Genomic DNA, 26,497 nt, shown 5'->3' on the forward strand with positions numbered 1-26,497 from the left:
GCCCCATGGCGTTTACCCCCCTAGACAGTTGGGGGAGACTCTGGCTATCGTCCTCTGCATAGCCCCCTAGACAGTCCTTCAAAGCGAACCAGTCGCAACTGTCTAGGGGGATAGACGAAGGAGGTGGTGGACGATGGCACTCCAGGGACCGATCCCGGTGACGTTCAACATGGTCTTCCCGTACGGCTGCTACATCGTCGGGGACGTCGAGCCGGTCAAGGACTTCGACGCCTCGACGAACGGGCGATTCGTCCAGGCCCGTGACAAGCAGACCGCCGAACTGGTCTGGCAGGTCTCGGTCATGGACGCGGACCCGTCGCTCAAGGCCGCACAGAAGACGCTGGCGGTGAAGATCCTCAGCCCGGTGCAGCCGGCTCCCCTGCCCGCGATGCCGGGGCTGCCGTTCACCCCGGTCGAGTTCGACCACATGACCGTCACCCCGTACGTCAACGCCAACGGCAGGCTCGCCTACTCGATCCGAGTCCGCGAGATGCGCGCTCCCCGGCCGGTGGGCAAGCCCGCCGCCACGAAGGACGCGGCCTGATGGGGCGGCGGGCACAGGCACGCCCGACAGGCGTGATCACCCTCAACACCAGCTCCGGCGCCGACGCCAAGAACCACGCCTACCCGCTGCGGACCCCCGTCCTGGCTCTGGCCTTCGGGCTGGTGCAGGTACAGGTCACCACAGGCTCGACGGACAAGGTCACGGCGGCCGACGTCGAGTTCGCGCGCAAGCTCGCCCGACAGGCCCAGGACTTCGCCAGGTGCGTGGAGCGCATCCACAGGCGCGGGGTGGCGGCATGACGGCTGCTCTCCGCCCCTACACCTACGTAACGCTGACGGTGGAGCCGAACACCGCACCGCGCCTCAACATCGCCTTCCACACCGCCGACCTGCACGTCCGCACCAGCGTGCTTCACAAGTCGCGGCCATACCTGGAGATCTCGTCCACCGAGGCCAACGTATCGATCTCCACCACCGGGGCCGGCCACGTCACCGGCGAGGACCTGCGTGTCGCTCGCGAGATCTTCAACGCCGCCGCTCGCTACCTCGCCGACTGCGAGCGACTGCACCTCGACGCACCGGCCGAGGGCTCCTCGGAAGCGGTGGCCTGACATGCAAGACGGGGCCGCAGGAAGCGGTCACTTCCGGCGGCCCCTCGATCTTCCACACACTCCACATGCTTGGAAGGACTCCAGCCTAATGTTCAAGAAGATGCCCGGCGAAGAGCCGTCCCGCATCGTTTCCACCACGCCAGACACGGCGGTCGTGTTCAGACCCGCCGTCGTCAGGACTCCCGCGATCATCACCTTTATCATCCTCGGCTGGCGCGCCGTGGTGAGCCTGGTCCTCACCGTGTGGCGGCATCCGGTCGCCGTGCTGGTCGTCATCGTCCCCTGCGCCTTGTCGGTGCTGTACGGCTGGCGCACCACACTGCTCCTCGTCACACCGGCACTCGTCGGGATCGTCAGCTGGGGCATGCTCGACCGGCCGACCTTCATGCGCTGGATCGGCTGGCGGCTGCTCGCCTGGTGGCGACTGGTCTCGGTGTACCGGCGGCACTGGCAACCGGTAATGATCGTCTCCGGCCTCGGCAGACACATCCGGGGACGTGACTACCTGCCCAAGCTGGGCAAGGTCACCTGCACCTCGTGGGCCGACCTGGTGACCGTCCGCATGCTCACCGGCCAGGCGGTCAAGGACTGGGCCGACCGTACGGACAACCTAGCCAGAGGGTTCGGCGCGAGTTCCTGCCGCATCTCGGTCATCGAAGGTGGGCGGCTCCGGCTCACCCTTCCACGGAACGACCCGCTCGCCACTCCCCTGCCTGCCGTCCCGATTACCGAGACGGCCTCGGTCGGTCCAGTCGAGATCGGCAAGCAGGAGGACGGGCAGCCGTGGCTGCTCAAGGTGCATGGCACTCACGTCCTGGTCGCCGGTGCGACAGGGGCCGGCAAGGGGTCGATCATCTGGTCTGCGATCCGTGGGCTGCTCCCGGCCGTACGGGCAGGGCTGGTCGAGATCTGGGCGCTCGACCCCAAGCTGATGGAGCTGTCCTTCGGCCGTACGCTCTTCGGCTCCCGGTACGCAGCAGACCCCAGCGACTGCGCGGACCTGCTCGATGACGCGGTCAAGGTCATGCAGTCCCGGGCCGCTCGCTTCGCCGGTCACCGCAGGTCGCACACACCCACCGTGGACGACCCGTTCGTCCTGGTCGTCGTGGACGAGGTGGCGTTCCTCACCGCCTACCAGCCGGACAAGGAGCTGCGACGCCGCATCTCCGCAGCGCTGGCCACACTCACCACCCAGGGCCGCGCGGTCGGTGTCGGAGTCCTCGCGGCACTCCAGGACCCGCGCAAGGAGGTCATGAACATCCGCAACCTGTTCCCCGACAAGATCGCCCTCCGCCTGGACGAGTCCGAACAGGTGGACATGGTCCTCGGCGAGGGCGCCCGTGACAGAGGAGCGCTGGCCGATCAGATCTCGCCCAGGCCCGAGGTCGGCGCGGGCGTCGGATACGTCCGGCTGGAGTCATCACCGGATCCCCTGCGGGTTCGTGCGGCCTACGTCTCCGATGCCGACATCCACGACATGGCCACCACGTTCGGAGAGGAGGTTCGTTGAACAGTTCACAGATCCGGGGAGATGCGGCCCGCCGCTCGGTTCCCCGAAAGATCCGGATGGCGCAACCGCTCGCCCGCGAGGTCGCCGAAGAGGTCGCCAAGCTCAACGGCGTCTGCGTCCGTCCCGTCGCACTGCGGCGGCTCGACCTGGTCACCGGCAAGGACGAGATCATCGACGTCCCTTGCGGGGCTACGCTGGAGAGCAAGTGCCCCTCCTGCGCCAAGCGCAACCGGCAACTCCGGATGGCACAGTGTCGCGAGGGCTGGCACCTCACGGAAGAACCCATCGTCACCCCCGATGCGGCCACCGAGGAACAACGCTGGCTGGTCGAGTTCCGGGCCGACATGCAGGCACGACGAGATGCGGCCGAACGCGCGGGCGAGGAAACTCACGACTGGGACGCTGTCCTCGAAGGTCTCGACGAGGAGATCAACGAAGCGGGCATGCGAGGTACTGTCGTGGGCCGGACGGCACCCAAGCGTGTCCGCTCGACGAGGCGGCGGCAGGACGCTCCGGACCTGCCAAAGCGCAAGATGGCCAGTACCACCCTTGGGCGCACCTTCGAGGCTGGCGACGGCAAGGTCTACCGGCCCTCCCTGTTCGTCACCCTCACCCTGCCCTCCTACGGCAAGGTCCGCGACGGCGTCCCGGTCGATCCGGAGACGTACGACTACCGGCGGGCCGCCCGCGACGCCCTGCACTTCTCCAAGCTGGTCGATCGCTTCGTGCAGAACCTCCGCCGCGTGGCGGGCTACGACGTGCAGTACTTCGCCACGGTGGAGCCACAGAAGCGGCTCGCACCACATCTCCACATGGCGATCCGCGGCACGCTCCCCAGGTCGGAGGTCAAGCAGATCGCCGCTGCCACTTACCACCAGGTCTGGTGGCCGCAGGCCGACGAGGTGCGCTTCGAAGGCGAGCACCTGCCCGTCTGGGAGGAAGAGGCCGGCTACCTCGACCCCGACACCGGTGAGGTCCTGCCCACCTGGGAACAGGCCCTCGACCACCTCGACGCCGAACCCCTGCACATGATCCGCTTCGGCGACCAGGTGGACGTCAAGGGCGTGCTCGCGGGCACTCCCGACGCCGACCAGTCCATCCGCTACCTGTCCAAGTACCTGACCAAGAGCCTCGGCGAAGGTCTCGACAACTCAGCGCAGAGGCACCACACCGCCCGTTTTGTCGAGGCGCTGCGGTACGAGCCGTGCTCACCGACCTGCCCGAACTGGCTGCGCTACGGCGTCCAGCCCAAGGGCGCCAAGCCTGGAATGGCTCCGGGCCGGTGCCGCAGCAAGGCCCACAAGCCCGAACACCTCGGCTACGCGGGCCGCCGCGTCCTGGTCTCCCGTAAGTGGTCGAACAAGACACTCGCCGAGCACAAGCAGGACCGCCGCACCTGGGTCCTGGAAGCCCTCGGCCAGACCGACGAACCGACCGACCAACACCGCTACGTCTGGCGACCGGTCAAACCCGGCGACCCGGACCTCGCCCCGGTCGGCATGCGACTACTGCGCAGCGTCGCCGAACGCCAGCGCTGGCGCGCCCACCTACGAGAACTGGAAGCCAGAGCAAGTGGACAAGATCTTTCGGCAACCGAGCATGAAGGGAGGGCCGCATGACCGATGTCTCAACCTGTCTCCTTCCCGAGTGGGCTCGGGGCCGCCTCCTCACGGTGGAGGAAGCCGCCGAACGCCTGAATACCTCCGTCCGCTTCCCACGCCGCTTGATCGAGGAGCGGCGCATCGCGTTCGTCCACCTCGGGCGAAACGTCCGCATCCCGGAGGCAGCCCTTGAGGCGTTCATCTCGGCCGGGCTCGTCGAGCCGATCAGCGCGCGGCGTGGGAGTGCTGCGTGATGGCCGACACCCCGGCGGAGAAGCCTCGCCAGTCGAGCAAGAGGAAGCCCGTCAAGCGGCGTTTCGGACGGGTACGGAAGTTGCCTTCCGGCCGCTTCCAGGTCCGCTATCAAGGTCCGGACGGGATCGATCGGCCGGCACCGCAGACGTTCGCCACCAAGACCGACGCGGAAGTCTGGCTCACCAGGATCGAAGCCCAGATTCTCGATGACGAATGGATCAACCCGGACGCCGGAAAGATTTCTTTCGGCAAGTACGCGACCGACTGGATCAAGGAACGCCCCAAGCTGCGCCCCCGCACGATCGAGCTGTACGACTACCTGTTCCGCAAGCACCTCAAGCCCACCTTCGGGGACAAGCCGCTCAGCGACATCAAGGAGCCGCATGTCCGGCAATGGCGGAAGAAGCTGCTCGACGACGGCGTCAGTGAGGTGACGCTCGCCAAGGCGTATCGGCTGCTCAAAGCGATTCTGTCCACAGCTGTGGACGACCAGGTCATCAAGCGGAACCCATGCCGGATCAAAGGCGCAGGCCAGGAGAAGTCACCCGAAAGACCGGTCCTCACGGTCGCCCAGGTGTACCGGATCGTCGAAGTGATCGAGCCTCGCTACCGCGCCCTGGTGCTCCTCGGCACGTTCGCCAGCCTGCGATGGGGTGAACTGACCGGCCTTCAGCGGCGAGACCTGCACCTCGACGCCGGAACCGTCAAGGTGGAACGGCAACTCATCCAGATCACCGGCAAGGGACTCACCTTCACCGACCCCAAGTCGGCAGCGGGCAAACGTACCGTCGCCATCCCGGACCTGATCACCGACGAGCTCAAGACTCACTTGAGGTACTTCGCCATGGATGGCGACGACGGTCTGATCTTCGTCGGCCCCGACAACGGCCCACTCCGCAACACCAACTTCAACCGCCGCGTCTGGGCCAAGGCACTCCAGGACGCCGACCTACCGCAGATCCACTTCCACGACCTCCGGCACACCGGCAACACCCTCGCCGCCAGCGCCGGCGCCTCCATCCGAGAGCTGATGGCACGCATGGGCCACTCCAGCACGCGCGCCGCCCTCATCTACCAGCACTCCACCGACGAACGCCAACGCGAGGTAGCCCGCAAGCTCGACGAGTTGGCAAGGGGAGCCCTCAACACATCGGGCACGCAACGGGCACGACCCCAGAACAAGGCCCACTAAAGATCAAAAGCCCAGGCCATTGACCTGGGCTTTTGTATGAGTGGAGCCTAGGAGATTCGAACTCCTGACATCCTGCTTGCAAAGCAGGCGCTCTGCCAACTGAGCTAAGGCCCCTTCGACGAAGATAGCTTACCGGGCCGACGAAGCCACCCGCGTCGCCCCAAGGTCCTCGCTCAGCACCAAGCCCGGAAAGTCCGCGATGGAGTCCAGGATGTGTGTGGCTCCGCCCTTGAGCAACCGTTCCCGGCTGTGCACCCCGGTCATCACCCCAGCCACCACGGACGCCCCGGCCCGGCGTCCGCAGAGCATGTCGCTCTCCGAGTCGCCGACGACCGCCACGTGCCGTACGTCCTGCACGCCGAGTCGCAGGACGGCGTGCAGGACCATGTCCGGCCAAGGGCGTCCGCGGCCGCCGGCGTCCTCCGGGGAGATGGCCAGGTCGACCTTGTCGTGCCAGCCGAGGACGCCGAGCACGCGGCTCAACGTCGTACGGCTGAACCCGGTGATCAGGGCGAGCTTGATCCCGGTGCCGCGGAGCTTGTCGAGCGCTTCCACGACTCCGGGGACGGGCACCAGTCCGGCACGTTCCAGCGCACCCTCGTAGGAGCGCTCGAACGTCAGGTTCGCCGCCTGGGCCTGGGCCTCGTTGCCGGGGAAGATGCCCCGGAAGACATCGATCTTGGGACAGCCCCGGGACCGGTGCACGTGAACCATGGCACGCGCGTACGCTCCGGTCCCGGGCACTATGCCCTGGGTGGCGATCGCCTCGGCGAAGGCGCGCTCGACCATGGCGATGTCACCGACTGTGGTGCCTGCCAGGTCCAGGCACGCCAGCTCGATGGGGACGACGTCACTCATCGCCTCGCCGGTCGGTTAGTTCTCGCTGCCGGTCGCCTCGGTCCAGAGATCGAGCTCGGCGCGGTCGGCCTGCACCTTACGCCAGATCAGCAACCCCCCAAGGGCGATCAGCGCCAGAACGAGCAGCTTCTTCACGGTGTGACCCCACTTCTTCGACGGTCTCACCTGCCGGGGTGAGACCCAACGGTTGACATGCAGCCTAGCAAGGGATGGCTGCGCTCCTTGTGTCGCGCACGAACCTGATGTGTGGCTTGTGCGTAGAACGAGCCTTCAGCCCGGCCTGGATCATCCCTTCGACCCCGGCCTTTATCCATCCCGTCCTGGGCAACCTGCCAATCACTTCGGACAACATCCCGATCATGCCAAATATCCGGACGTCCCGCGCGCTCGACATACCTCAGGGGGTATGTTACGTTTCCGTCGCCTTCTGATATACCCCCCTCGGGTAATTACGGAACCGAAGGGCGTCATACCGCCCAGCTCACGGCGATCCTGGACGCGTCCAACTGCCGGAAATGCCGCAGGACCTCGACTTCTCGGCCGACGGGCCGACGGGCTGCAATGGGTGTTCAACGCCTATGTCGTGGTCTTCGGCGGGCGGGCAGGCGGCTGTCCGACCTGTTCGGGGCGTGAAGGATGTTCGTCACCGACTGAGCGGCGCTGATCGGCGAGGTCCGTGATCGCTGGCACGGCCTCGGTAAAGATCGCCGGGTGCGCGGTGCAGGGCGTCGGCGGGGCGCTCATCGCCCCCGCCGCGATGACCCTGCTCATGACGCTCTTCGTCCACAATCCCCGGGAGCCGGGCAAGGCCATGGCTCTGTACGGCGCTGCGGCCCCCGCGGGCGGCCCCGCAGCGTGCACCTCGAGGGACGGGCCGGCAACGGACCGGTCGCGGCCAGGGCGGCCAGGCCGATCGGGATGTGGATGACGAACCCCCAGGGCCGGCTCAGCTACTCGGTGATGCGTCGAGGGCGCGGTGGCGGCAGGCGTGGCGGTGGCGGCAGGCGTGGCGGCGGCGACCTCGTGAAAGCCGTTTCGGTCGCGGCCGGGCTGGTCGTCCATGCCATCGTCGCCGGAAGCCGGATCGCCGGGCTCGCCGGGCTCGCCGGGCTCGGCGGGCTCGGCGGGCTCGGCGGAGTCGGCGGGCTCGGCGGAGTCGGCGGGGTCGTCCTGTTCGCGCCGTTCCTGGTCGTCCAGCGGACCGCCAGGCAGGTGCCCATGACCGTGGCCCTCATGACCTTCATGGTCGGCGTCACGCCGAGGCCGCCCGGCAGGTTCGGCGTGACGCCGACCCAAGCCGCTGATCGTGACCGGACTCGCCGCCCCGGCCACGGACGTGACGAGGCTGCGGTTCACCAGCGGCTTCACCACGAACATGCTGCCGGCCAGCCTGGTCGCCGAGGTGAGGCGTCACACGACCTACCACTCGACCTGGCCGTAATGACGGCCCGCAGCCACCTCGAAGGGCCGGCTCACCGACGGTTTCCAGACCGCCGTCGCCGACGCGGCTCATGCGCGAACCGGCCGTACGCGAAACAGTGAGCTGAATCTCACACCACTCCGAAATACCCTAGGGGGGTACCGTGTTAGAGTGTATGCGACAGGAACCGGAACAACGCCGAAGGAGACCGTAATGAGCACCGCCACCTACACCGTCAAGGGCATGACCTGCGGCCACTGCGTGAGCTCGGTGAAGGAGGAGGTCGGCGGCGTGGCCGGCGTCACCGGTGTCGAGGTCGACCTGGCCAGCGGCCTGCTCACCGTGACCAGCGAGAGCAAGGTCGAGTCCTCCTCGATCGCCGCCGCGGTCGAAGAGGCCGGATACGAACTTGTCGGGCAGTCGTGAACACGGCCGCCAAACTCGGCTCCTACGTCCTGGGGCTCGCCGTCGTCTTCGGCGGGGCCCTGGGCGTGGGGCGGGCGGTCGGCCCGGTGTCCCAGGAGCCGCCGCAGGAGAACCACGCCGCCATGACGGAGAGCCGGCAGCATGACGCGCCGAAGCAGGCGTCCAGTGATACCCCTGGGGGGCTGCAAGTGTCGCAGAACGGATACACCCTCAACCCGCTGACCCCGGTCGAGACCGGGAAGGCCACCGACTTCCGCTTCACGGTGACCGGGCCGAACGGCCGGCCGGTGACCGACTACCAGATCGAGCACGACAAGAAGCTGCACTTCATCGTGGTCTCCCGCGATCTGACCACGTTCCTCCACCTTCATCCGGAGATGACCCCCGACGGCATCTGGTCGGTCGGGCTGACGTTGCCGGAGGCGGGGGCGTACCGGGCCTTCGCCGACTTCGCCCCGACGGGCGGCGAGAAGCTGACGCTCGGCGCCGACGTCCAGGCCGCCGGCGACTACCGGCCGAAGCCGCTGCCCGAGGCGAGCCGCTCCTCGAAGGTCGGCGACTACACTGTGAGCCTCGACGGAGACCTGGTCCCCGGGCGGGCGAGCAAGCTCACCCTCACGGTGAGCAAGGACGGCAAGCCGGTCACCGACCTGCAGCCCTACCTGGGCGCGTACGGTCACCTGGTCGCCCTCCGCGCCGGTGACCTGGCCTACCTGCACGTGCACCCCGAGCAGAGCAAGAAGGCCGGGCCGCAGATCACCTTCTACGCCGAGGTGCCGAGCGTCGGCGACTACCGCCTGTTCCTCGACTTCAAGCACGGGGACGAGGTCCGTACCGCGGACTTCACCGTCCGCGCCACGCAGGGCGACGCGGACGCCGCGGAGCCGTCGGCCCCCCACGGCCACTGAGACGCTGAGACGCTGGGAAAGGAGAGATGATGTCTTCCCTCACCGAGGAAAAGGCCGTCGAGCTCACGATCGGCGGAATGACGTGCGCGTCCTGCGCCAACCGCATCGAGCGCAAGCTGAACAAGCTCGACGGCGTGACCGCGACGGTCAACTACGCGACGGAGAAGGCGAAGGTCACCTTTCCCGACGGGCTCGACCCCCAGTCGCTGATCAGCGAGGTCGAGAAGGCCGGGTACACCGCCGCGCTCCCGGTCGCCAAGGAGCGGAAGGGGCAGGAGGAGCAGGCCGAGCCCGCCGACGAGCTGCGGCCGCTGCGCGACCGGCTGATCGCCGCCGTCACGCTGAGCGTGCCGGTGATCGCGATGGCGATGGTCCCGGCGTTGCAGTTCACGAACTGGCAGTGGTTGTCGCTGGTGCTGGCCGCGCCGGTCGTGGTCTACGCCGGCTGGCCCTTCCACAAGGCCGCCTGGACGAACCTGCGCCACGGCGCCGCGACGATGGACACGCTGATCTCCATCGGCACGCTGGCCGCGCTCGGCTGGTCGTTGTGGGCGCTGTTCTTCGGCACGGCGGGCACGCCGGGCATGACGCACCCGTTCGAGCTGACCATCGAGCGCACCGATGGCTCGGGCAACATCTACCTGGAGGCCGCGGCGGGGGTCACGGCGTTCATCCTGGCCGGGCGCTACTTCGAGTCGCGTTCCAAGCGGCGGGCGGGGGCCGCGCTGCGGGCCCTGATGGAGCTGGGCGCCAAGGACGTCGAGCTGGCCGACGGGCGGCGGGTGCCGGTCGAGCAGCTCAAGTCGGGCGACACCTTCATCGTGCGGCCGGGTGAGAAGGTCGCCACCGACGGCGTGATCGAGGAGGGCACCTCCGCGGTGGACGCCTCGATGCTGACCGGCGAGTCCGTGCCCGTCGAGGTGCGGCCCGGCGACGCGGTCACCGGCGCGACGGTCAACGCGGGCGGCCGGCTGGTCGTGCGGGCCACCCGGGTCGGCGCGGACACGCAGCTCGCCCAGATGGCCAAGCTGGTGGAGGACGCCCAGACGGGCAAGGCCGAGGTGCAGCGGCTGGCCGACCGCGTCTCGGGCATCTTCGTCCCGATCGTGATCGCGCTGGCCCTCGGCACGCTGGGCTTCTGGCTCGGCACCGGCAACGGCGCGGGGGCCGCGTTCACCGCGGCGGTGGCCGTGCTGATCATCGCCTGCCCGTGCGCGCTCGGTCTGGCGACGCCCACGGCGCTGCTGGTCGGCACCGGCAGGGGCGCCCAGCTCGGCATCCTGATCAAGGGCCCGGAGGTGCTGGAGTCCACCCGCCGCATCGACACCATCGTCCTGGACAAGACCGGCACGGTCACCGAGGGCAAGATGACGCTGGTCGACGTGCACCTGGCCGAGGGCGAGAGCCGCGAGGAGGTGCTGCGGCTGGCCGGCGCCATCGAGCACGCCTCCGAGCACCCGATCGCCCAGGCCATCGCCAGGGAGGCGAAGTCCGACGCGACCGTGGAGGACTTCGCGAACGTCGAGGGCCTCGGCGTGCAGGGCATCGTGGACGGCCACGCGGTCCTGGTCGGCCGCCCGAGGCTGCTGGCCGAATGGTCGCAACACCTGCCCGCCGACCTGGCCGCCACCCTGGAGGAGGAGCAGGCCAAGGGCCGCACGGTGGTCGCCGCCGGCTGGGACGGCAAGGCCAGGGCGCTGCTGGTGGTGTCCGACGTGGTCAAGGAGACGAGCGCGGACGCCATCGCCAGGCTGCGGACTCTGGGCCTCACCCCGGTTCTGCTGACCGGTGACAACGAGGCCGTCGCCCGGCAGGTCGCGGACGAGGTCGGCATCGACGAGGTGATCGCCGAGGTGCTGCCCGCCGACAAGGTCGACGTGGTCAAGCGGCTGCAGGGCGAGGGCAAGGTCGTGGCGATGGTCGGCGACGGCGTCAACGACGCGGCCGCGCTCGCCCAGGCCGACCTGGGCCTGGCCATGGGCACCGGCACGGACGCCGCGATCGAGGCCTCCGACCTGACCCTGGTCAGGGGCGACCTGCTGGTGGCCGCCGACGCGATCAGGCTCTCCCGCCGGACGCTCGGCACGATCAAGGGCAACCTGTTCTGGGCCTTCGCCTACAACGTGGCCGCCCTGCCGCTGGCCGCGCTCGGCCTGCTCAACCCGATGATCGCGGGGGCCGCGATGGCCTTCTCCAGCGTCTTCGTGGTGAGCAACAGCCTGCGGCTACGCCGGTTCAAGTGATCGCTGGGCCCATCTGACGGCCGGTGCCATCGTGGCGCCGGCCGTCATGAACGCCAGGCCCAGCAGCAGCCAGCCCACGGTTCCCCCGTCGAGCACGAGCGCGGTGAGCACGACCGGGCCGAGCATCCTCGCCACGGCCGTGCCGGTGCCGAAGAAGCCCTGGTACTGGCCCTGCCGGTCGTCGGGGGCCAATCCGAACCCGATCTCCCAGGCCCCCGCGGCCAGGAGCATCTCCCCGGCCACCTGCAGGCCGGCCGCGGCGATCAGGAAGATCCAGCCGTACGGGCTGAGGGCGAACACCGCGCACGCGGCGAACATCACGAACCCGGCCCTGCGGACGGCCGAGGAGGCGTCCCGCAAATCGCGCACCCGGCGGGCCACGCGTACTTGGAAGAGCAGCACGCTGCCGGTGTTGAGCACGAGCAGCACCGAGACCATCCACGTGGGCGCGGACGTGCGCTGCGCGATCCACAGCGGCACCACGAGGCTGAGCAGCGGCATGTAGAACAGCATGACCGCGTTGATCAGCGTGACCAGCGCGTACGGCCGGTCCCTGAGCACGGCCAGCCGCGGCCCCGGCGCGGCGGGCGCGGGCCGCACGGCGGGCAGCGCGCGCAGGACCAGCGCGGCCACCAGGAAGCTCAGGGCGTCCAGCGCGAACACCGCGGTGTATCCGGCACGGGTGCCGACGGTCAGCGCGACGCCGCCCAGCGCGGCCCCGACGGCCATGCCGCCGTTGAGCGTGGACTGCAGCACCGCCCGCACGACCGTGCGGCGTGCCGGCTCGATCAGCCCGGCCAGCAGGGCCTGGCGGGCCGCCGACAGGCCGGTCTGCGCGGTCCCGTACAGGCAGGCGACCAGCACGAACAGCGCGAACGAGTGGACGAACACGAACGAGCCGGCCGCCACCGCGGTGGTGAGCGCGAGCAGCACCGCCACGCCGCGCGGCCCGCGCCGGTCGGCCAGGTGCCCGAGGGGCACCCCCGCCACCGAGCCGACCGCCCAGCCCAGGGTGAGGCCGAGGCCGATCTCGGTGGCCGACAGGCCCACGACCTTGGCGAAGTAGAGCGCCGAGGTGACCAGGTAGGCACCGTCGCCGATGGAGTTGGCGAGCTGCGCGGCGGCGAGGACGCGCTCGCGTCTCATGACTTGTACGACTCCGGGGTCATACGGGTGGCGACGCCCATCCGGTTCCAGGCGTTGATGGTGGCGACGGCCACGGTCAGCGCGGCCAGTTGCTGCTCGTCGAAGTGCGCGGCGGCCTGGGCCCAGACCTCGTCGGTGACGTCGTCGGTGGACAGGCGGGTGGCGGCCTCGGTGAAGGCCAGGGCGGCGCGTTCCTCAAGGGTGAAGAAGGGGGCCTCGCGCCAGACGGCCACGGCGTGCAGCCTGGCGTCGCTCTCCCCCGCCTGCTTGGCGTCGGAGCTGTGCATGTCCACGCAGTAGACGCAGCCGTTGATCTGGCTGGCGCGCAGCCGTACGAGTTCGAGGAGGGGCTTGGGGAGGGTGCTCTGGGCCACGAATCTGTCCAGGCCGGCCATCGCCTTGTATGCCTCGCCGGCGAACTTCCCGAGTTCCATGCGTTCGGTCATGTGCCTATCTTGGCCGCCCTCTTGTCCCGATATAAGCTCCAATTTCCGCCAAGTTGATTGGGCCAAATTGGACGTTCACATCAGCCTCCAAGGGCGCGGTGACCTGGCCGCACAGGTCTACCGGCAACTGCTCGACGCCATACTCGACGGCCGGCTGCGCTCGGGCGAGCGGCTGCCGCCGACCAGGGAGCTGGCCCGCCGCCTGGAGATCTCCAGGAACACGGTGGCGGTGGCCTACGACCGGCTGGTGGCCGACGGCTTCCTGGTCGGCCGGGCGGGGGCGGGCACGTTCGTGTCGGCCGAGCCGGTGCGCGGCCGAGCCGCGCCCAAGGGGGTGGTCAGGCCGCGCGCGTTCTGGCGGGAGCTCGGGACGCCCACAAGGGAGCTCGGGGCGCCGGTCTGGGTGCCGCCCGCCCGGTACGACTTCCGCGTCGGCCTGCCGGACGCGCGGCTGTTCCCGATGGAGACCTGGCGCAGGCTGGTGGCCAGGGAGCTGCGGGTGGGCCTGGCGACGTACGACCATCCGTCCGGCTATGAACCTCTACGTGAGGCTATTTCGCGGCATATCGGGATCAGTCGGTCGGTTCATGCGGGGCCCGGCGACGTCCTGATCACCAACGGCGCGCAGCAGGCCCTCGACCTCGTCGGACGCGTGCTGATCGAGCCCGGCACGACCGTCGCCGTCGAGGAGCCCGGCTACCCGCCCGCCCGCCGCCTGTTCGGCTCGCTCGGCGCCCGCGTGGTCGGCGTGCCCGTGGACGCCGAGGGCCTGGACGTGTCGGCCATCCCCCGCTCGGCGAGCCTCGTCTACGTCACGCCCTCGCACCAGTTCCCGCTGGGCACGCCCATGTCGCTGGCCCGCCGCGCCGCCCTGCTCGCCTGGGCGGAACGCCGCGCCGCCGTCGTGATCGAGGACGACTACGACAGCGAGTTCCGCTTCGGCGAACGTCCGCTGGAACCCCTCCAAAGCCTCGACCGGGCGGGCCGGGTCATCTACGTGGGCTCGTTCTCCAAGACCCTGCTCCCCATGCTCAGGCTCGGCTTCCTCGTCGCCCCCGCCTCGCTCGGCCCGGCCCTGCGTGCCGCGCGGCAGCTCTCCGACTGGCACGGCGACGTGCCCACGCAGGCCGCGCTGGCCCGCTTCATCGACGAGGGCCTGCTGGCCAGGCACATCAGGAAGGCGACCCGCGTGTACGCCACCCGGCACGACCTGGTCACCAGGACGCTGGCCGGGGACGACCGGCTGCGGCTGATCCCGTCCGCGGCGGGGTTGCACGTGTGCGCCTGGCTGGCCCCGGGCGTGTCGCTGCGTCCCGCGCCGGACGTGGCCGTCGAGCAGCTCGACGCGTACTGCGGCGAGAGCCCGGCGCAGCGGGGCCTGGTCCTGGGCTACGGCGCGATCGGCCCGCACGACATCGGGCCGGGCCTGCGCCTGCTCACCGACAGCCTGACCGGCCCGTAGAGCCGGACGCCGTCAGTAGTGCCGGCGGCTCCAGAACCGCCGCGCCCGCTCCCCCGACAGCTCCGGATCGTCCGGCGGCGACGGCTGCTGCACGATGACGACGGTCGTCTTGGCGTGGCGGGCGCAGTACATGCTGGTGGAGGGCAGCAGGATCCGGCTCAGCAGCCTGCGCCTGCCCCGGCCGAGCACCAGCAGGTCGCCCTCGCGGGCCAGGTCGACGAGATGGTAGCCGGGGTCGCCGACCTTGCTGACCGTCGCCACGCGCAGGTCGTCGGGCATGCCGCCGGCGACGTCCTCGAACACGCCCGTGATCACCTCCGCACAGCGGGTCTCCTCGCCCTGACGGATCGCGTGCTGCACGGGCAGCGCCTCGGGGAAGGGATGGACGGGCGCGCGACTGACGTGAACGGCCACCAGAGCCATCCGGTGCAGCCTGGCCGCGCCGATGGCCCAGGCGAGTGCCCAGCGCGAGGCCGGGGACTCGTCCACCCCCACGATCAGCCTCACACCGCCAGGCAGATCCTGTTCCACGGTGCCTCCTGGAAATGAAGTACGACCATAGTGCGCCAACCGGCGAGTTACCGGGAGGTGGCACTTTGCGAACTCTGGAGTCCTCCGCGAACCCGGGCGTAGCATGCGGGGGTGGAACGCGGGTGGGTGCAACCCCGTCCCGCCCTCGACCGGCGGCTCGACGGGGCGCTTACGCACAGGCTCACCACGCTCGTGGCCTCTACAGGCTACGGGAAGTCGATCGCGCTCGCCGGTTGGAGCCACGCCGTCGGCGCGGTGCTGCACCTGCTCGGGCCCGCCGACCGCGACCTGCCGACGCTGGCGGGCTCGGTGGCGTCGGCGCTGGCCGAGGCCGTCCCGGGGCTGCCCGCAGACTTGCTGGCCGCGGCCGGCGCGCCGCTCGGGCCCGGCGCCGACGAGCTGTCCAGGGCCGCCGCGCTGGCGGGCGCGCTGGCCGAGGCACTGGCCCGGCGGCTGACCAGAGGGCTCGCGCTGGTCTTCGACGGCGTCGACGCGATCATCGGCGCGCCCGGCTCGGTGCGTTACGTCGAGACGCTGGTCCGCGCCGCGCCCCGGCACCTCCACCTGGTCACCGCCTCGCGGGCGCCGCTGCCGTTCCCGACGGCCCGGCTGCGCCAGGACCACGAGGTGCTCGACCTCGACGCCACCGACCTCGCGCTCACCCCGTCCGAGACCGCCGCCTGGGCCCGCGAGCGGCTGGGCGAGCAGGGCGCGGGCATTGCCGCCAGGGTGCACGAGGCCTGCGCGGGCTGGCCCGCCGCCGTCCAGGCCGCCCTCGACACGCTGGCCCGCGAGGAGCCGGCGGGCTGGCCGCGCACCGCGGCGAGCCTGACCGCCGGCTCGGCCACGCTCGAACACCTGACGCTCGCCGCGTTCAAGGACCTGCCGCAGGGCATGCGCGAGCTGCTGCGCGCGGCGACCGTCCTGCCGGTGCTGACCGCCGGCCTGTCCGCCACGCTCGGCGCGCCGCCCGACACGCTCGCGGCCCTGACCAGCCGCGGCCTGTTCATCGAGGCCGACCAGGACGGCCACCGGCTGACCTCCACCAGCAGGCACGTCCTGGCCAGGCACGCCCCGCTCGACCGGCACGAGGCCCACGACGTGGCCGCGGTCGCCGCCCGCTGGTACGTCGAGCACGACCAGCCCGAGCTGGCCCTGCGCGCAGCGGTCGCGACCGCCCACCCCGAGCTCGCCGCGTCGCTGCTCAACTCCCACGGCCCCCGCCTGGCCGAACGCGGTGACGTGATCGCGGCGCTCGACCTGCTGCCCGAGCAGGCCAGGAGCTCCCCGCCGATGCTCAGGCTGGCCGGCATCGCCGAGCAGAACCGCGGCCACTGGACCCGCGCCCACGACCTGCTGGCCCGGGTGGCGGGCAGCCCCGCCTTCGACGCGTTCGTGGCCAGGCGGCTCGGCTTCATCGACCACCTGCGCGGCGACCTCGACGCCGCCATGGCCATGTACGCCAAGGGCCACGCGTACGGCTCGCCGCCCGCCGACGCCGCCATGTGCGCCGCCTCCATGGCCTCGGTGCTGTGGCTGAAGGGCGACCGGGCCGGCTGTGCCGAGCTGGCCGACCAGGCGCTGGAGCAGGCCGGCGGCCTCGGCGACCCGGGCGCGCTGGCGATGGCCAACACGGTGCTGGCCATGCTGGCCGCGCTCGACGGCGACCGCCGCGCCAACGACGCCTACTACCTGCGCGCCCTGGAGTACGCCGAACGCGCCGGGGACATCGTCCAGCTCATCAGGATCCGGGCCAACCGGGCCTCCCGCCATCTCGACGAGGGCGCCTACGCCGAGGCGCTGGCCGAGACGGAGGCCGCCGGCCGGCTGTGCGACCTGGTGTCGTTCGCGCCGTACGCCGCGCTCAACGTGGCGAACCGGGCCAAGGCGCTGGTCGGGCTCGGCCGGCTGGAGGAGTCGGCGATCGACGCCGCCGACGCGGTGGCCAGGTGGGAGGCGATGGGTTCGCGGCTGGTCAGCGTCGGGCTGGTCAGGCTGGGCGAGATCCACGCGCTGCGCGGCGACCGCGGCCAGGCGGCCGCCGTCTACCGCCGGGTGATCGCCGAGACCGGCCCGCTGGGCGAGGTGCAGACCCGCTCAAATGCGCTCAACGCGCTGGCCGAGCTGCTCGCCGAGGAGGATCCCGAGGAGGCCGCCAAGGTGGCCGAGCAGGCGCTCGTGCACGCCGGTGGCATCGCCGGGGTCACCGCGCGGGTGGCGGCGGCGCACGTGGCCGTGGCCGCCGGACGCCGTGAGGAGGCCGTCCGGCTGCTCGACGAGACCGAGCCGGTCGCCGTGGAGCGCAGGGACCACGCGGCCCAGGCGGTGATCTGCGAGCTGCGGGCCCGGCTCGACGGCGATCCGGCGCAGGCCGACGAGGCGGTGCGCAGGTGGGCGGCGCTCGGCGACCCGATCGGGCGGGCCAGGGCCGAGCTGGTGCGGGCGGCCCTGGCCGACCCGGTGAGCGGGGGCGAGGTGGCCGTACGCGTGCGCGAGCGGATGCACGCGATCGGCTGCCGGGCGCTCGACGACCGGATCGACGAGCTGATCGCCCGCGCGGCGCCCGTGACGGGGGCGACGGTGGTGATCGAGACCATGGGAACGTTCCGGGTGCTGCGCGGCGCGGTGCCGGTCCCGCGTACGGCCTGGCAGTCGCGCAAGGCCCGCGACCTGCTGAAGATCCTGGTCAGCCGCCGGGGCGGCGCGATCAGCAGGGAACGGCTCGTGGAGATCCTCTGGCCCGACCAGGCGGACGACACGGTCGGGCTGCGGCGGCTCAACGTCATGGTCTCCACGCTGCGCGCGGTGCTCGACCCGGCCCACGAGCGGCCCGCCGACGACCTGGTGGTCTCCGAGGAGGGCGCGCTGCGCCTGGACCTGGCGCACGCCGACGTCGACGTGGAGCGCTTCCTCGACCTGGCCGCCGGAGCCGTACGGCTGGAGCAGACCGGCCGGACGGCCGAGGCGCTGGAGCTGTGGACGGCGGCCGAGAGCGCGTACGGCGGCGAGTTCTGCGAGGAGGACCCCTACGCCGACTGGGCCGTGGGCCTGCGCGAACAGGCGAGGCTGGCCTACGTGCAGGCCGCCGCCAGGCTGGCCGCGGCGCGCACCCGCGAGCGGCGCTACGACGAGGCCGCCCGCCACTGGCTGCGCCTGCTGGAGCGCGACGGCTACGACGAACGCGCCCACCTGGGCCTGGTACGCGTGCTCGACCTGGCTGGACGGCGCGGCGACGCCCGCAGGCGCTACCACCTGTACGCCGAGCGCATGCGCGAGCTGGAGGTCGAGCCCGCGCCCTACCCCACCTGAACCAGACCTGAACCGTCCGGGGAGATGGTGCTCCGATGAGGACGGTCATCGTACGGCTGGTCGAGCCCGAGCAATCCGGCGGCCAGCTCCGCGGGCTGCTCGAAGAGGTGGGGGGCGAGCCGGTGCCGTTCAGCGGTGCCGACGCCGTGATCACCCTGCTGCTGAACGCGGCCGGCCTGAACCGCGATCCCGCCTGAACCTCGCGCGAACCTCGGCTCGCCACCATCTGTGGTGAGAGGAGGCACGATGAGCGAGCAGCTGGGGAGCGGATGGCCGTTCGTCGGGCGAGGGGGATCGATCGCGACCGTGCGCGAGGCGCTGCGGTCGGGAGCCGGCGTGATGATCGCCGGTGAGGCGGGCGTCGGCAAGAGCAGGCTGGCCGCGCAGGCGCTGGCCGGGCTCGACGGGTACGAGGTCGTGCGCGTGCTGGGCACGGAGACCGCGTCGATGATCCCGTTCGGGGCGTTCGCCCACGTACTGACGGGTCCGCCGCACGGTGGCGAGAACCTGCTGCGCTGGGCCGCGCGGCACCTGCGCAGGGGAGGCAGGGGAGAAGGAGAACTGCTGGTGAGCGTGGACGACGCCCACCGGCTCGACGCGGCCTCGGCCGCGCTGGTGCACCACCTGGCGGCGGGTGGGGAGGCCAGGGTGCTGGTCACGGTGCGTACGGGCGGCCCGCTGCCCGCGCCGGTGGCCGCGCTGTGGAAGGACGAGCTGCTGACCAGGATCGAGCTGCCGCCGCTCGGCCAGGACGAGGTCGGCCAGGTGCTGGCGGGCGCGCTCGGCGGCGAGGTGGCGGCGGGGACCGTACGGCGTCTGGCGGACGTCACCGGCGGGAACGTGCTCTACCTGCGCGAGGTCGTGCACGCCGGGCGGACGTCCGGCTGCCTGGCCGAGAGCGGCGGCGAGTGGCGCTGGCGGGGCGAGCTGTCGATGACGACCCGGCTGCGCGAGCTGGTCGGCGCCCGCATCGGCCACCTGGACCAGGACGAGCGGGAGGTGCTGGAGCTGGTGGCGTTCGGTGAGCCGGTGGGCGCCGAGCTGCTGCTCGCGCTGACCTCGTCACGCGCGGTCGAGCGGGTCGAGGCCCGCGGCCTGGTCGCCGTCGCCGGCGACGGCAGGCGCGAGCAGGTACGCCTCGGCCACCCCCTGTACGGCGAGGTGGTCCGCGGCGACTGCGGCACGTTACGGGCCAGGCGGCGGCTGCGGACGCTGGCCGAGGCCCTGGAGGCCAGCGGTCTGCGGCGACGCGAGGACGAGCTGCGCGCGGCCGTCTGGCGGCTGGACAGCGGGTCGGCCGCCGCGCCCGAGATGTTGTTGTCGGCCGCGGACCTGGCCTGGGCCAGGCGTGACCCGCGGCTGGCGGCCCGGCTGGCCAGGGCCGCGATCGAGGCGGGCGCGGGCGTGGCGGCCGTCGCGCTGCTCGGCCAGGTGCTGATGGTGCTGGGCGACCCGGACGCCGCTCTGACGGCGCTGCGGCAGGCGGCCAGGAACGCCGTCACCGAGGGCGAGCGCGCGCAGCACGCCTTCAGCCTGGGCATGAACCTCGCCTGGGCGGGCGCGGACGGCGAGGCGTGCCGGGTGCTCGACCTGGCGGCCGAGGCGCTGACCGATCCGGCCTGGCGGCAGGAGGCGCACGTCTACCGGGGCGTCGCCGACTTCTTCGCCGGGCGGCTGACCGGGGCCGCCGGGTCGCTGGCGCGGGCGCGCGCGTGCGAGCCGATGACCGTGCGCGGCGCGGCGCACGCGACCGGGCTGGAGGCGTGGATCGACGCCTACTCGGGCCGTGCGGAACGTGCGCTCGCCGTGGTCGAGCGGGCGCTCACGACCATGGACGACTGGGACGACGACGCCCCGCACGCGCTGCCGACCCTGCTGGACGCGCGCTGCGCCGCCCAGGTGTTCTCCGCCCGGCTGGACGAGGCCGAGCGGACGGCCGCGGAGGGCATGGAGCCGGCGGCGGCCGAACCGGCGGTGTCGGGGTTCGGGGCGTACCGGGCGATGGTCGGCAGGCTGCGCGGCGACGCGGCCGGCGCGGCCCGCTGGGCCAGGGAGGACGCGGCCCGGCTGCCGGCGCGGACGCCGTACCGGGGGCGGTGCCTGGCCGAGCTGGCTCATGCGCGGGCATTGCTGGGGGAGACGGCGGCGGCTCGGGCCGTGCTGGCCGAGGCCGAGGAGTCGGCCTCGCGGTGGGCGTTCACCCGGCAGCCGGTGCTCCAGGCGGCGGTCTGGGTGGCGGCCTCGGCGGGCGACCTGGACGAGGCGGTGAGCCTGTGCCAGTCGGCCGCCGGGCTGGCCGAGCAGCACGAGCAGTTCGGGCAGCTGATGTTCGCGCTGCACGACCTGGTGCGGCTCGGCGCGCCCGCCCTGGCGGCCCGGCGGCTGGCCGCGCTCGCCGAACGCGTGGACGGACCGCTGGCCGGGCTGTTCGCCCGGCACGCGCGGGCCGCCGGCGACCCCGCCGAGCTGCGGGACGTCGCCGCCGAGTTCGAGCGGCTCGGCCTGATCCTGTACGCCGCCGAGGCCCTCGCCCAGGAGTCGGCGGCCCACCGCCGGGACGGCCGGGGCACGCTGGCCAGGGGGGCGCAGACCAGGGCGTGGGCGCTGGCCAGGCGGTGCCCGGGGGTCTCGACGCCCGCGCTGGTCGAGCTGGCCACGCCGGAGCTCACGCCGCGCCAGCGGGAGATCGTCAAGCTGGCGGCGGCCGGGCTGACGAACCGGCAGATCGCCGACCGGCTGACGCTGTCCACCCGGACGGCGGCCAACCATCTCCAGGCGGCCTACGAGAAACTGGGCGTCAACGACCGCACCCAGGTGGGCCGCCTCCTGGCTGCGCTGTGAACCGGAGGCGATCGCAGGCGACGTCTGGTGGGGGCAGCCTCAGACGAGGCCCAGGAGGCCGTCGTACAGGGCCTGGCGGTCGGCGGCCGTCATGGCCTCGTACGGCGCGGCGGCCCGCCGGTTCGTGTCCGCCTCGATCGTGTCCCGCAGCGGTCCGTCCCTCAGGGCGACGATCCCGGCCGCGGTCAGCCCGGCCGCGCGCCAGGATTCGGCGTGCGCGTCCGCCCGGTGGTAGCGCAGCGCGGCGAGCCGGTTGAACAGCAGCAACCCGGCGGGGGCGCCGTCCGGCTCGTACGGCGGCGCCATCACCTCCAGAGCGCCGCCCGGCACGCGTACGGCCCGGTCGAGCACGCCGCCCGCCGACGCGGCGAGAGCGGTCACGTCATGGCCCGCCCAGACGCGGCCGGCCGCCTCGGCGTGCGCGGCGTACAGGCCGTCCACGAAGGCCCGGCCCTGAGCCGTCAGCCGCAGCGACCCGTCGGCGTCCCGTTCGAGCGCCCCTTCACGCACGTGGACGTCGACGCCTTCGGTCACGTCGCCGTACCGGTGGACGGCGGCGAGCGCGGCCGTGGTCACCGGGCGCAGGGGCAGCACGAAGCGCAGGTCGTTGAGCAGCCCGGCGGTCAGGCCGGAGCGTTCGACCAGGTCAAGGAGGGCTCTGCCGGCGGCGGCGTGCACGTTGACGTGGGCGGCGTCGATGACGGGCGCGATCGCCGCCGCAAACTCCCCCAGGCCCTGAAATTTCGGCATTGAGCGTCATTATGACGCTGATTCCGTAGCTCATCAGCAGGAAACCATAAGCGCCCGCCTCCAGGGTGAGGTCAACCGTCCGGCGCCCGCCGGTGTTCTCCCACCGCCCGGTTCCTCCCTCCCCTGGAGTCCCTGATGTCCCTCCGTCCTCGCTGGGCGGCCCTGCCCGTGCTGCTGGTCGCGGTGTTCATGACCACGCTCGACTTCTTCGTCGCGAACGTGGCCATGCCCTCGATCCGCGCCGACCTGCGCGCGGGCGACGCGGCGAGCCAGTTCGTGATCGCCGGGTACGGGCTGGCGTACGCGGCGGGCCTGATCGTCTCGGGACGGCTCGGCGACCTCTACGGGCCGCGCCGCCTCTTCGCCGCCGGGCTGGCCCTGTTCACGCTCGCCTCGGCGGCCTGCGGCGGCGCGCCGGACACCGCCGCGCTCGTGCTCGCCCGGGTGGCGCAGGGCGTCGCGGCGGCGCTGCTCGCCCCGCAGGTCCTCACGCTGGTCGGTACGCTGTTCCCGGGCGCGGACCGGGCCAGGGCGTTCGGCTGGTACGGCACGGTGGTGGGCCTGGCCGGGATGAGCGGCCAGGTCGTCGGCGGGCTGCTGGTGGCCGCCGATCCCCTCGGGCTCGGCTGGCGGGCGTGCTTCCTGGTCAACGTGCCGATCGGGCTGGCGGCGCTGGCGCTGACCAGGCGGCTGGTCCCCGGCGTCGCGGGGGCCGGGGCGCGCGCCGGGCTGGACCTGGCGGGGGCGGCGCTGGTCGCGGCGGGGCTGGTGGGCGTCGTGCTGCCGCTGGTCCAGGGGCGCGAGGAGGGCTGGCCGCAGTGGACGTGGCCGTGCCTGGGCGGCGCGGCGCTCACGCTGGCGGCGTTCGTCCGGCGGCAGCGGCGGCTGGCGGCGACCGGCCGGGAGCCGCTGCTGGACCTGGAGGTGTTCCGCGAGAAGGGGTTCGCGACCGGGCTGGCGGCGGTCGCGCTGCTGTTCGGCACCTCGGCGGGCCTGTCGTTCGTGCTCGCCCTCCACCTCCAGGACGGGCTCGGCCTCGGTCCCCTGGCCGCCGGGGCGGTGTGCACCGCGCTGAACGTCGGCTTCTTCCTGGCCTCACCGCGCTCGGCCCGGGTGCCGCGCCCGGTCGGCCCGCTGGCGCTGCTGCTGGGGCTCGGGCTGCTCTACCAGGCGGGGGAGTCGCCGTACCTGGTGGCGGGCGCGTTGCTGGTGGCGGGCGCGGGGATGGGCCTGCTCATGTCGCCGCTGCTCTCCTCGGTCCTCGCGTCCGTACGCCGGGAGCGCGCGGGCGCGGCGGCCGGGGTGCTGGGGACGGTCCAGGAGACCGGCGGCGTGCTCGGCGGCACGATCACCGGCGCGGTGTTCTTCGGCTCCCTGGACGCCGGCTGGCCCGCGGCCACCAGGGCGGCCCTGCTCGTGCTCATCGTGGGCGCCCTGGGCGTGCTGGCCCATTCGGCACGCCGCCCGCGGTGTCCCGAGCCGGCCCCGGCGATGTCCCTGGAACCGCACCGCTGACCGCAGGCCCGTGACGTCAGCCGTACCGGCCGGTCGTGGGCGGACGGAGGGCGACGGCCAGGTCGTCGGCGAGGCGCGGAAGTTCGTCGGGCCCCAGCGTGGAGACCGTCAGGCGCAGCGCGGGCGGCGTCCGAACGCGGTTGCGGGCGCCGGGCGCGGCGGCCCAGCCGAGCGCCAGCAGCCGGGTGACCGCGGTGGTCTCGTCGGCGACCGGGACCCAGACGTTGAGCCCGCTGCGGCCGTGCGCCCGTACGCCACGCGCGGCCAGCGCCTCGACCAGGCCGTCCCGGCGTCCGGCGTAGGCGGCGGCGACGGCCGCGGTGTCCACGGCCTGCGCGCGCCACAGGTGGGCGACCGCGCGTTGCAGCAGATGGCTGACCCAGCCCGCGGCCAGCCGCTGCCGTCCGCGCAGCCGGCCGAGCGTGACGGGATCGCCCGTGACCAGCGCCAGCCGCAGGTCAGGGCCGAACGCCTTGGCCGTCGAGCGGGTGAGCAGCCAGCGGGTCGTCACGCCGGCCAGGGGATGGAGGGGGAGGTCCACCAGGCTCGCCCCGTGGTCGTCCTCGATCAGCACCACGTCGGGCCGGGTGTCCAGCAGGGCACGCAGGTCCGCGGCCCGCGACGCGGTGACGGCCGCGCCGGTGGGGTTCTGGGCGCGGGCCGTGATCACCACCGCTCGTACGCCCGCCCGCAACGCCCGGTCGAGCTCGTCCGGCAGCGGGCCCTCGTCGTCCAGCCGCATGGGGACCGGCCGCAGCCCCAGGGCGGCGACCAGGTCGAGCAGGGCCGTCCAGCCCGGGTCCTCGACGCCGATCGGATCGCCGGGACGAAGGTGGGCGATCAGGACGCGTTCCACGGCGTCGAGGGTGCCCGAGGTGATCGCCAGCGGCGCGGCCGGCACGCCGTCGGCACGTAGGCGGGCGGCGGCCAGCGAGAGGAGCTCCTCGTCGTCGCCCGTGCCGTACATGGCCGGACGCTGCTCGTGCACCCTGGCCGCGGCGGCGAGCGCGTCGTGCAGCGGCGGCAGCAGAGCCGGGTCCGGATTGCCGTGGGACAGGTCGCGCGCGCCCGGCGGCACCTCGATGCGGATCTCCTCGCGGGTCGTGGTGGCCGGACGCGGCCTGACCCGGGTTCCGCGCCGGCCCGCGGTCTCGACGACCCCGCGCTCCCGCAACAGCCGGTACGCGGCCGCGGCGGTGTTCGGACTGACCTCGGCCATGGCGGCCACCTCGCGCACGGGCGGCAGGTGCGTACCGGGGAGGAGCAGCCCGGCGGACACGGCGGCCTCGACGCCCGCCGCGATCTCGCTGGCCGTCCCCCCAACGATCGTGTATGTTCCTGACACAAAAAACATTATGTACTAATACAAACCCCGACGGGAGGGTTTCACGTGCTCATCCATCCTTGGGACGCGGCACGCGACGACGACGAGTGGCGGGCCTGGCTGGCCACCCGCGACTTCGGCCAGCTCGCCGCCAACGGCCACGACGGCGGCCCGCCCGTGGTCGTCCCCACCCACTTCCTCTTCGACGGCGGCACGGAGGTGCTGCTCCACCTGGCCAGGCCCAACCCCGTGTGGGCGGCGATCGAGCGCGATCCGCTGGTCCTGCTGAGCGTGCACGACGACTACGCCTACATCCCCGGCGGCTGGCGGAAGGGCGACCCCGAGACCGGCGTGCCCACCAGCTATTACGCCTCCGTCCAGCTCACCTGCCGGGCCGAGACGGTGGACGACCCCGAGGCCAAGGCGGAGATCCTGCGCCGCCAGCTCGCCCACTTCCAGCCCGACGGCGCCCACGGCGTCATGGCGGCCGGCGAGGGTCCGTACCACCGGCAGTTGCCCGGCCTGCGCGGGCTGCGCCTGGCGGTGGTGGAGGTGCGCGCCAAGTTCAAGTACGACGGCCACTACCCTGCCGAGGCCCGCGAACGGGTGGCCGCCCTGCTGGCCGAACGCGACCTGCCGGGCGACGCCGGAGCCAGGGAGCAGCAGCTCAGGAGGATGGCAGGGCGCTGAAGCAGGTGCGCAGCATGCGGATGAGGGCCCGCTTCTCCCGGTGGGTGACGGTCAGCCCGTAGTGGTGCTTCACCGTGATCCAGGCCCTCACCCCGCGCCCGGACGACCGAGGTCGGCTCGGGCAGGACCAGGGGGAGCAGCAGCATGACAGCGATCACGGATTCAGCATGAGCAGCCCGCCGTCGCCACTCCCGGTATTTGACAGCTCGCGAAGAGTGATGTCGGCTGGGATCGCGACGCAAGGGGAGGTCTTACATGGAGGCGCCGGACGGCCCCGGCCGGGAGCAGGTGCTCGACTGGGTCGAGCGGGTGGCGGACTTCGTCTCCGAGGAGTGGGGTCTGGCTCCGATCACCGGCCGCGTCCTGGGCTGGCTCATGGTCTGCGACCCGCCCGCGCAGGCCGCGTCCGACATCGCCGACGCCATCGGCGCGAGCCGCGCGTCGCTGACGACGACCATGCAGCTCCTGACGTCGATCCGGCTCGTCCACAAGCTCCGCAGACCGGGGGAGCGCAACGTCTTCTACCGGATCGAGGACGACGCCTGGTCGAAGGTGCTGCGCCAGAAGCTGGCCGCGTTCACGGCGTTCGACGCGCTGGCCGAGGAGGGCCTGCGACTCGGCTGGACGGACGAGGCCCAGACCGCCCGCATCCGCTCCGCGCACGACTCCATCGCGGCCGTCGCCGCCGCTCTCGACAGCCTGTGGAAAACCGACGCGCCTGTGGATAACTAGCCTTCGGGGTCTGGATACTGGAAGACGTCGTCCAGAGGCACCCGGAACACCCTGGCGATCTGAAAGGCCACCTCAAGAGAGGGTGAATAGCGGCCCTGCTCAATGGCGATGACGGTCTGCCGCGTGACGCCGATCCGCTGGGCCAGTTCGGCCTGCGTCATCTCGCCGTGCGTGAACCGCAGAGTCCTGATGGAATTGGTGACCTTGGTCGGCTTGCCCATCC

At 72.1% G+C, this 26,497-nt stretch carries 26 protein-coding genes and 1 tRNA gene; 17 read left to right on the forward strand and 10 right to left on the reverse strand.

Annotated features, from left to right (window positions below; genetic code table 11):
* The first annotated feature begins 133 nt into the window (after positions 1-133).
* The 7 genes from AB0J97_RS02365 (at position 134) to AB0J97_RS02395 (ending at position 5,673) form a co-directional block, all read left to right on the forward strand.
* Entirely contained in the window at positions 134-544 is a 411-nt protein-coding gene (locus AB0J97_RS02365; RefSeq protein ID WP_364083466.1) for a plasmid replication, integration and excision activator, read from the forward strand.
* On the forward strand, positions 544-804 hold the full coding sequence (locus AB0J97_RS02370) for a hypothetical protein (protein ID WP_364083469.1): 261 nt from the start codon (positions 544-546) through the stop codon (positions 802-804). Before AB0J97_RS02365 ends, AB0J97_RS02370 begins: the two co-directional genes overlap by 1 nt.
* Positions 801-1,115 (forward strand): hypothetical protein, encoded by a 315-nt coding sequence (locus AB0J97_RS02375; protein ID WP_364083472.1) that lies wholly within the window; start codon positions 801-803, stop codon positions 1,113-1,115. Before AB0J97_RS02370 ends, AB0J97_RS02375 begins: the two co-directional genes overlap by 4 nt.
* Before the next feature lie 88 nt (positions 1,116-1,203).
* Positions 1,204-2,625, forward strand: coding sequence for an FtsK/SpoIIIE domain-containing protein (locus AB0J97_RS02380; protein ID WP_364083475.1), 1,422 nt, complete (start codon positions 1,204-1,206; stop codon positions 2,623-2,625).
* A gap of 56 nt (positions 2,626-2,681) precedes the next feature.
* Entirely contained in the window at positions 2,682-4,244 is a 1,563-nt protein-coding gene (locus AB0J97_RS02385) for a replication initiator (RefSeq protein ID WP_364083478.1), read from the forward strand.
* On the forward strand, positions 4,241-4,480 hold the full coding sequence (locus AB0J97_RS02390; RefSeq protein ID WP_364083481.1) for a helix-turn-helix domain-containing protein: 240 nt from the start codon (positions 4,241-4,243) through the stop codon (positions 4,478-4,480). The genes AB0J97_RS02385 and AB0J97_RS02390 overlap by 4 nt, the downstream gene beginning before the upstream one ends.
* A complete protein-coding gene (locus AB0J97_RS02395; RefSeq protein ID WP_364084231.1) occupies positions 4,480-5,673 on the forward strand; it encodes a site-specific integrase in 1,194 nt (397 codons plus the stop codon). The genes AB0J97_RS02390 and AB0J97_RS02395 overlap by 1 nt, the downstream gene beginning before the upstream one ends.
* 41 nt (positions 5,674-5,714) lie before the next feature.
* Here AB0J97_RS02395 and AB0J97_RS02400 read toward each other — a convergent pair.
* The 4 genes from AB0J97_RS02400 to AB0J97_RS02415 all read right to left on the reverse strand — a co-directional run bounded on the left by AB0J97_RS02400 (position 5,715) and on the right by AB0J97_RS02415 (position 7,908).
* A tRNA-Ala gene (locus AB0J97_RS02400) sits at positions 5,715-5,787 on the reverse strand.
* A 15-nt stretch (positions 5,788-5,802) separates the two neighbouring features.
* Positions 5,803-6,531, reverse strand: a complete 729-nt coding sequence (locus AB0J97_RS02405; protein WP_364083484.1) for an HAD-IA family hydrolase — start codon at positions 6,529-6,531, stop codon at positions 5,803-5,805.
* 15 nt (positions 6,532-6,546) lie between these two features.
* A complete protein-coding gene (locus AB0J97_RS02410) occupies positions 6,547-6,666 on the reverse strand; it encodes a DLW-39 family protein (RefSeq protein WP_020542320.1) in 120 nt (39 codons plus the stop codon).
* A gap of 441 nt (positions 6,667-7,107) precedes the next feature.
* Positions 7,108-7,908, reverse strand: a complete 801-nt coding sequence (locus AB0J97_RS02415; RefSeq protein WP_364083487.1) for a hypothetical protein — start codon at positions 7,906-7,908, stop codon at positions 7,108-7,110.
* 256 nt (positions 7,909-8,164) lie between these two features.
* Between AB0J97_RS02415 and AB0J97_RS02420 the strand changes: the two genes are divergently transcribed.
* Genes AB0J97_RS02420 through AB0J97_RS02430 form a run of 3 tightly spaced genes read left to right on the forward strand, consistent with a single transcriptional unit; the run spans position 8,165 to position 11,528 of the window.
* Positions 8,165-8,377 carry a heavy-metal-associated domain-containing protein gene (locus tag AB0J97_RS02420; protein WP_364083489.1) on the forward strand — a complete coding sequence of 71 codons (213 nt, stop codon included), beginning with the start codon at positions 8,165-8,167 and terminating at the stop codon, positions 8,375-8,377.
* The gene (locus AB0J97_RS02425; RefSeq protein WP_364083492.1) at positions 8,374-9,285 is read left to right on the forward strand and encodes a hypothetical protein; all 912 of its coding nucleotides are present in this window, start codon (positions 8,374-8,376) and stop codon (positions 9,283-9,285) included. The genes AB0J97_RS02420 and AB0J97_RS02425 overlap by 4 nt, the downstream gene beginning before the upstream one ends.
* A gap of 29 nt (positions 9,286-9,314) precedes the next feature.
* On the forward strand, positions 9,315-11,528 hold the full coding sequence (locus AB0J97_RS02430; protein ID WP_364084234.1) for a heavy metal translocating P-type ATPase: 2,214 nt from the start codon (positions 9,315-9,317) through the stop codon (positions 11,526-11,528).
* Here the strand turns inward: AB0J97_RS02430 and AB0J97_RS02435 are convergent.
* Both AB0J97_RS02435 and AB0J97_RS02440 read right to left on the reverse strand, forming a co-directional pair.
* On the reverse strand, positions 11,511-12,674 hold the full coding sequence (locus AB0J97_RS02435; RefSeq protein WP_364083495.1) for an MFS transporter: 1,164 nt from the start codon (positions 12,672-12,674) through the stop codon (positions 11,511-11,513). The genes AB0J97_RS02430 and AB0J97_RS02435 overlap by 18 nt on opposite strands.
* Positions 12,671-13,120, reverse strand: a complete 450-nt coding sequence (locus tag AB0J97_RS02440; RefSeq protein ID WP_364083498.1) for a carboxymuconolactone decarboxylase family protein — start codon at positions 13,118-13,120, stop codon at positions 12,671-12,673. Before AB0J97_RS02440 ends, AB0J97_RS02435 begins: the two co-directional genes overlap by 4 nt.
* 67 nt (positions 13,121-13,187) lie before the next feature.
* On the opposite strand from AB0J97_RS02440, the gene AB0J97_RS02445 reads away from it, so the two are divergent.
* Entirely contained in the window at positions 13,188-14,582 is a 1,395-nt protein-coding gene (locus AB0J97_RS02445) for a PLP-dependent aminotransferase family protein (protein WP_364083501.1), read from the forward strand.
* A 12-nt stretch (positions 14,583-14,594) separates the two neighbouring features.
* On the opposite strand, the gene AB0J97_RS02450 is transcribed toward AB0J97_RS02445, so the two are convergent.
* Entirely contained in the window at positions 14,595-15,113 is a 519-nt protein-coding gene (locus AB0J97_RS02450) for a universal stress protein (protein WP_357693261.1), read from the reverse strand.
* A gap of 111 nt (positions 15,114-15,224) precedes the next feature.
* Here AB0J97_RS02450 and AB0J97_RS02455 point away from each other — a divergent pair, with 111 nt between their 5' ends.
* From AB0J97_RS02455 to AB0J97_RS02465, 3 genes are read left to right on the forward strand one after another with little or no spacing between them, the layout of a single operon-like run.
* Positions 15,225-18,422 (forward strand): BTAD domain-containing putative transcriptional regulator, encoded by a 3,198-nt coding sequence (locus AB0J97_RS02455; RefSeq protein ID WP_364083504.1) that lies wholly within the window; start codon positions 15,225-15,227, stop codon positions 18,420-18,422.
* A gap of 35 nt (positions 18,423-18,457) precedes the next feature.
* Positions 18,458-18,619, forward strand: a complete 162-nt coding sequence (locus AB0J97_RS02460; protein WP_185844989.1) for a hypothetical protein — start codon at positions 18,458-18,460, stop codon at positions 18,617-18,619.
* A 49-nt stretch (positions 18,620-18,668) separates the two neighbouring features.
* The gene (locus tag AB0J97_RS02465; RefSeq protein ID WP_364083508.1) at positions 18,669-21,263 is read left to right on the forward strand and encodes a LuxR C-terminal-related transcriptional regulator; all 2,595 of its coding nucleotides are present in this window, start codon (positions 18,669-18,671) and stop codon (positions 21,261-21,263) included.
* 39 nt (positions 21,264-21,302) lie between these two features.
* Here AB0J97_RS02465 and AB0J97_RS02470 read toward each other — a convergent pair whose 3' ends face one another.
* Positions 21,303-22,013: a hypothetical protein gene (locus AB0J97_RS02470; protein WP_364083511.1), complete on the reverse strand. Its 711-nt coding sequence runs from the start codon at positions 22,011-22,013 to the stop codon at positions 21,303-21,305.
* 135 nt (positions 22,014-22,148) lie between these two features.
* Here AB0J97_RS02470 and AB0J97_RS02475 point away from each other — a divergent pair, with 135 nt between their 5' ends.
* Positions 22,149-23,528 carry an MFS transporter gene (locus tag AB0J97_RS02475; protein ID WP_357693269.1) on the forward strand — a complete coding sequence of 460 codons (1,380 nt, stop codon included), beginning with the start codon at positions 22,149-22,151 and terminating at the stop codon, positions 23,526-23,528.
* A gap of 16 nt (positions 23,529-23,544) precedes the next feature.
* Here the strand turns inward: AB0J97_RS02475 and AB0J97_RS02480 are convergent, their stop codons facing one another.
* Positions 23,545-24,873 (reverse strand): aminotransferase class I/II-fold pyridoxal phosphate-dependent enzyme, encoded by a 1,329-nt coding sequence (locus AB0J97_RS02480; RefSeq protein WP_364083515.1) that lies wholly within the window; start codon positions 24,871-24,873, stop codon positions 23,545-23,547.
* Positions 24,874-24,918: 45 nt separating this feature from the next.
* Here AB0J97_RS02480 and AB0J97_RS02485 point away from each other — a divergent pair, with 45 nt between their 5' ends.
* The gene (locus tag AB0J97_RS02485; protein ID WP_364083518.1) at positions 24,919-25,542 is read left to right on the forward strand and encodes an FMN-binding negative transcriptional regulator; all 624 of its coding nucleotides are present in this window, start codon (positions 24,919-24,921) and stop codon (positions 25,540-25,542) included.
* A 255-nt stretch (positions 25,543-25,797) separates the two neighbouring features.
* A complete protein-coding gene (locus AB0J97_RS02490; protein WP_364083521.1) occupies positions 25,798-26,274 on the forward strand; it encodes a transcriptional regulator in 477 nt (158 codons plus the stop codon).
* On the opposite strand, the gene AB0J97_RS02495 is transcribed toward AB0J97_RS02490, so the two are convergent.
* A complete protein-coding gene (locus AB0J97_RS02495) occupies positions 26,271-26,495 on the reverse strand; it encodes a helix-turn-helix transcriptional regulator (protein ID WP_357693278.1) in 225 nt (74 codons plus the stop codon). The two genes, AB0J97_RS02490 and AB0J97_RS02495, sit on opposite strands and share 4 nt — an antisense overlap.
* Positions 26,496-26,497 lie beyond the last annotated feature (2 nt).

Origin of the sequence: Nonomuraea sp. NPDC049607 (assembly GCF_040675375.1) — a bacterium.
Classification (GTDB): domain Bacteria; phylum Actinomycetota; class Actinomycetes; order Streptosporangiales; family Streptosporangiaceae; genus Nonomuraea.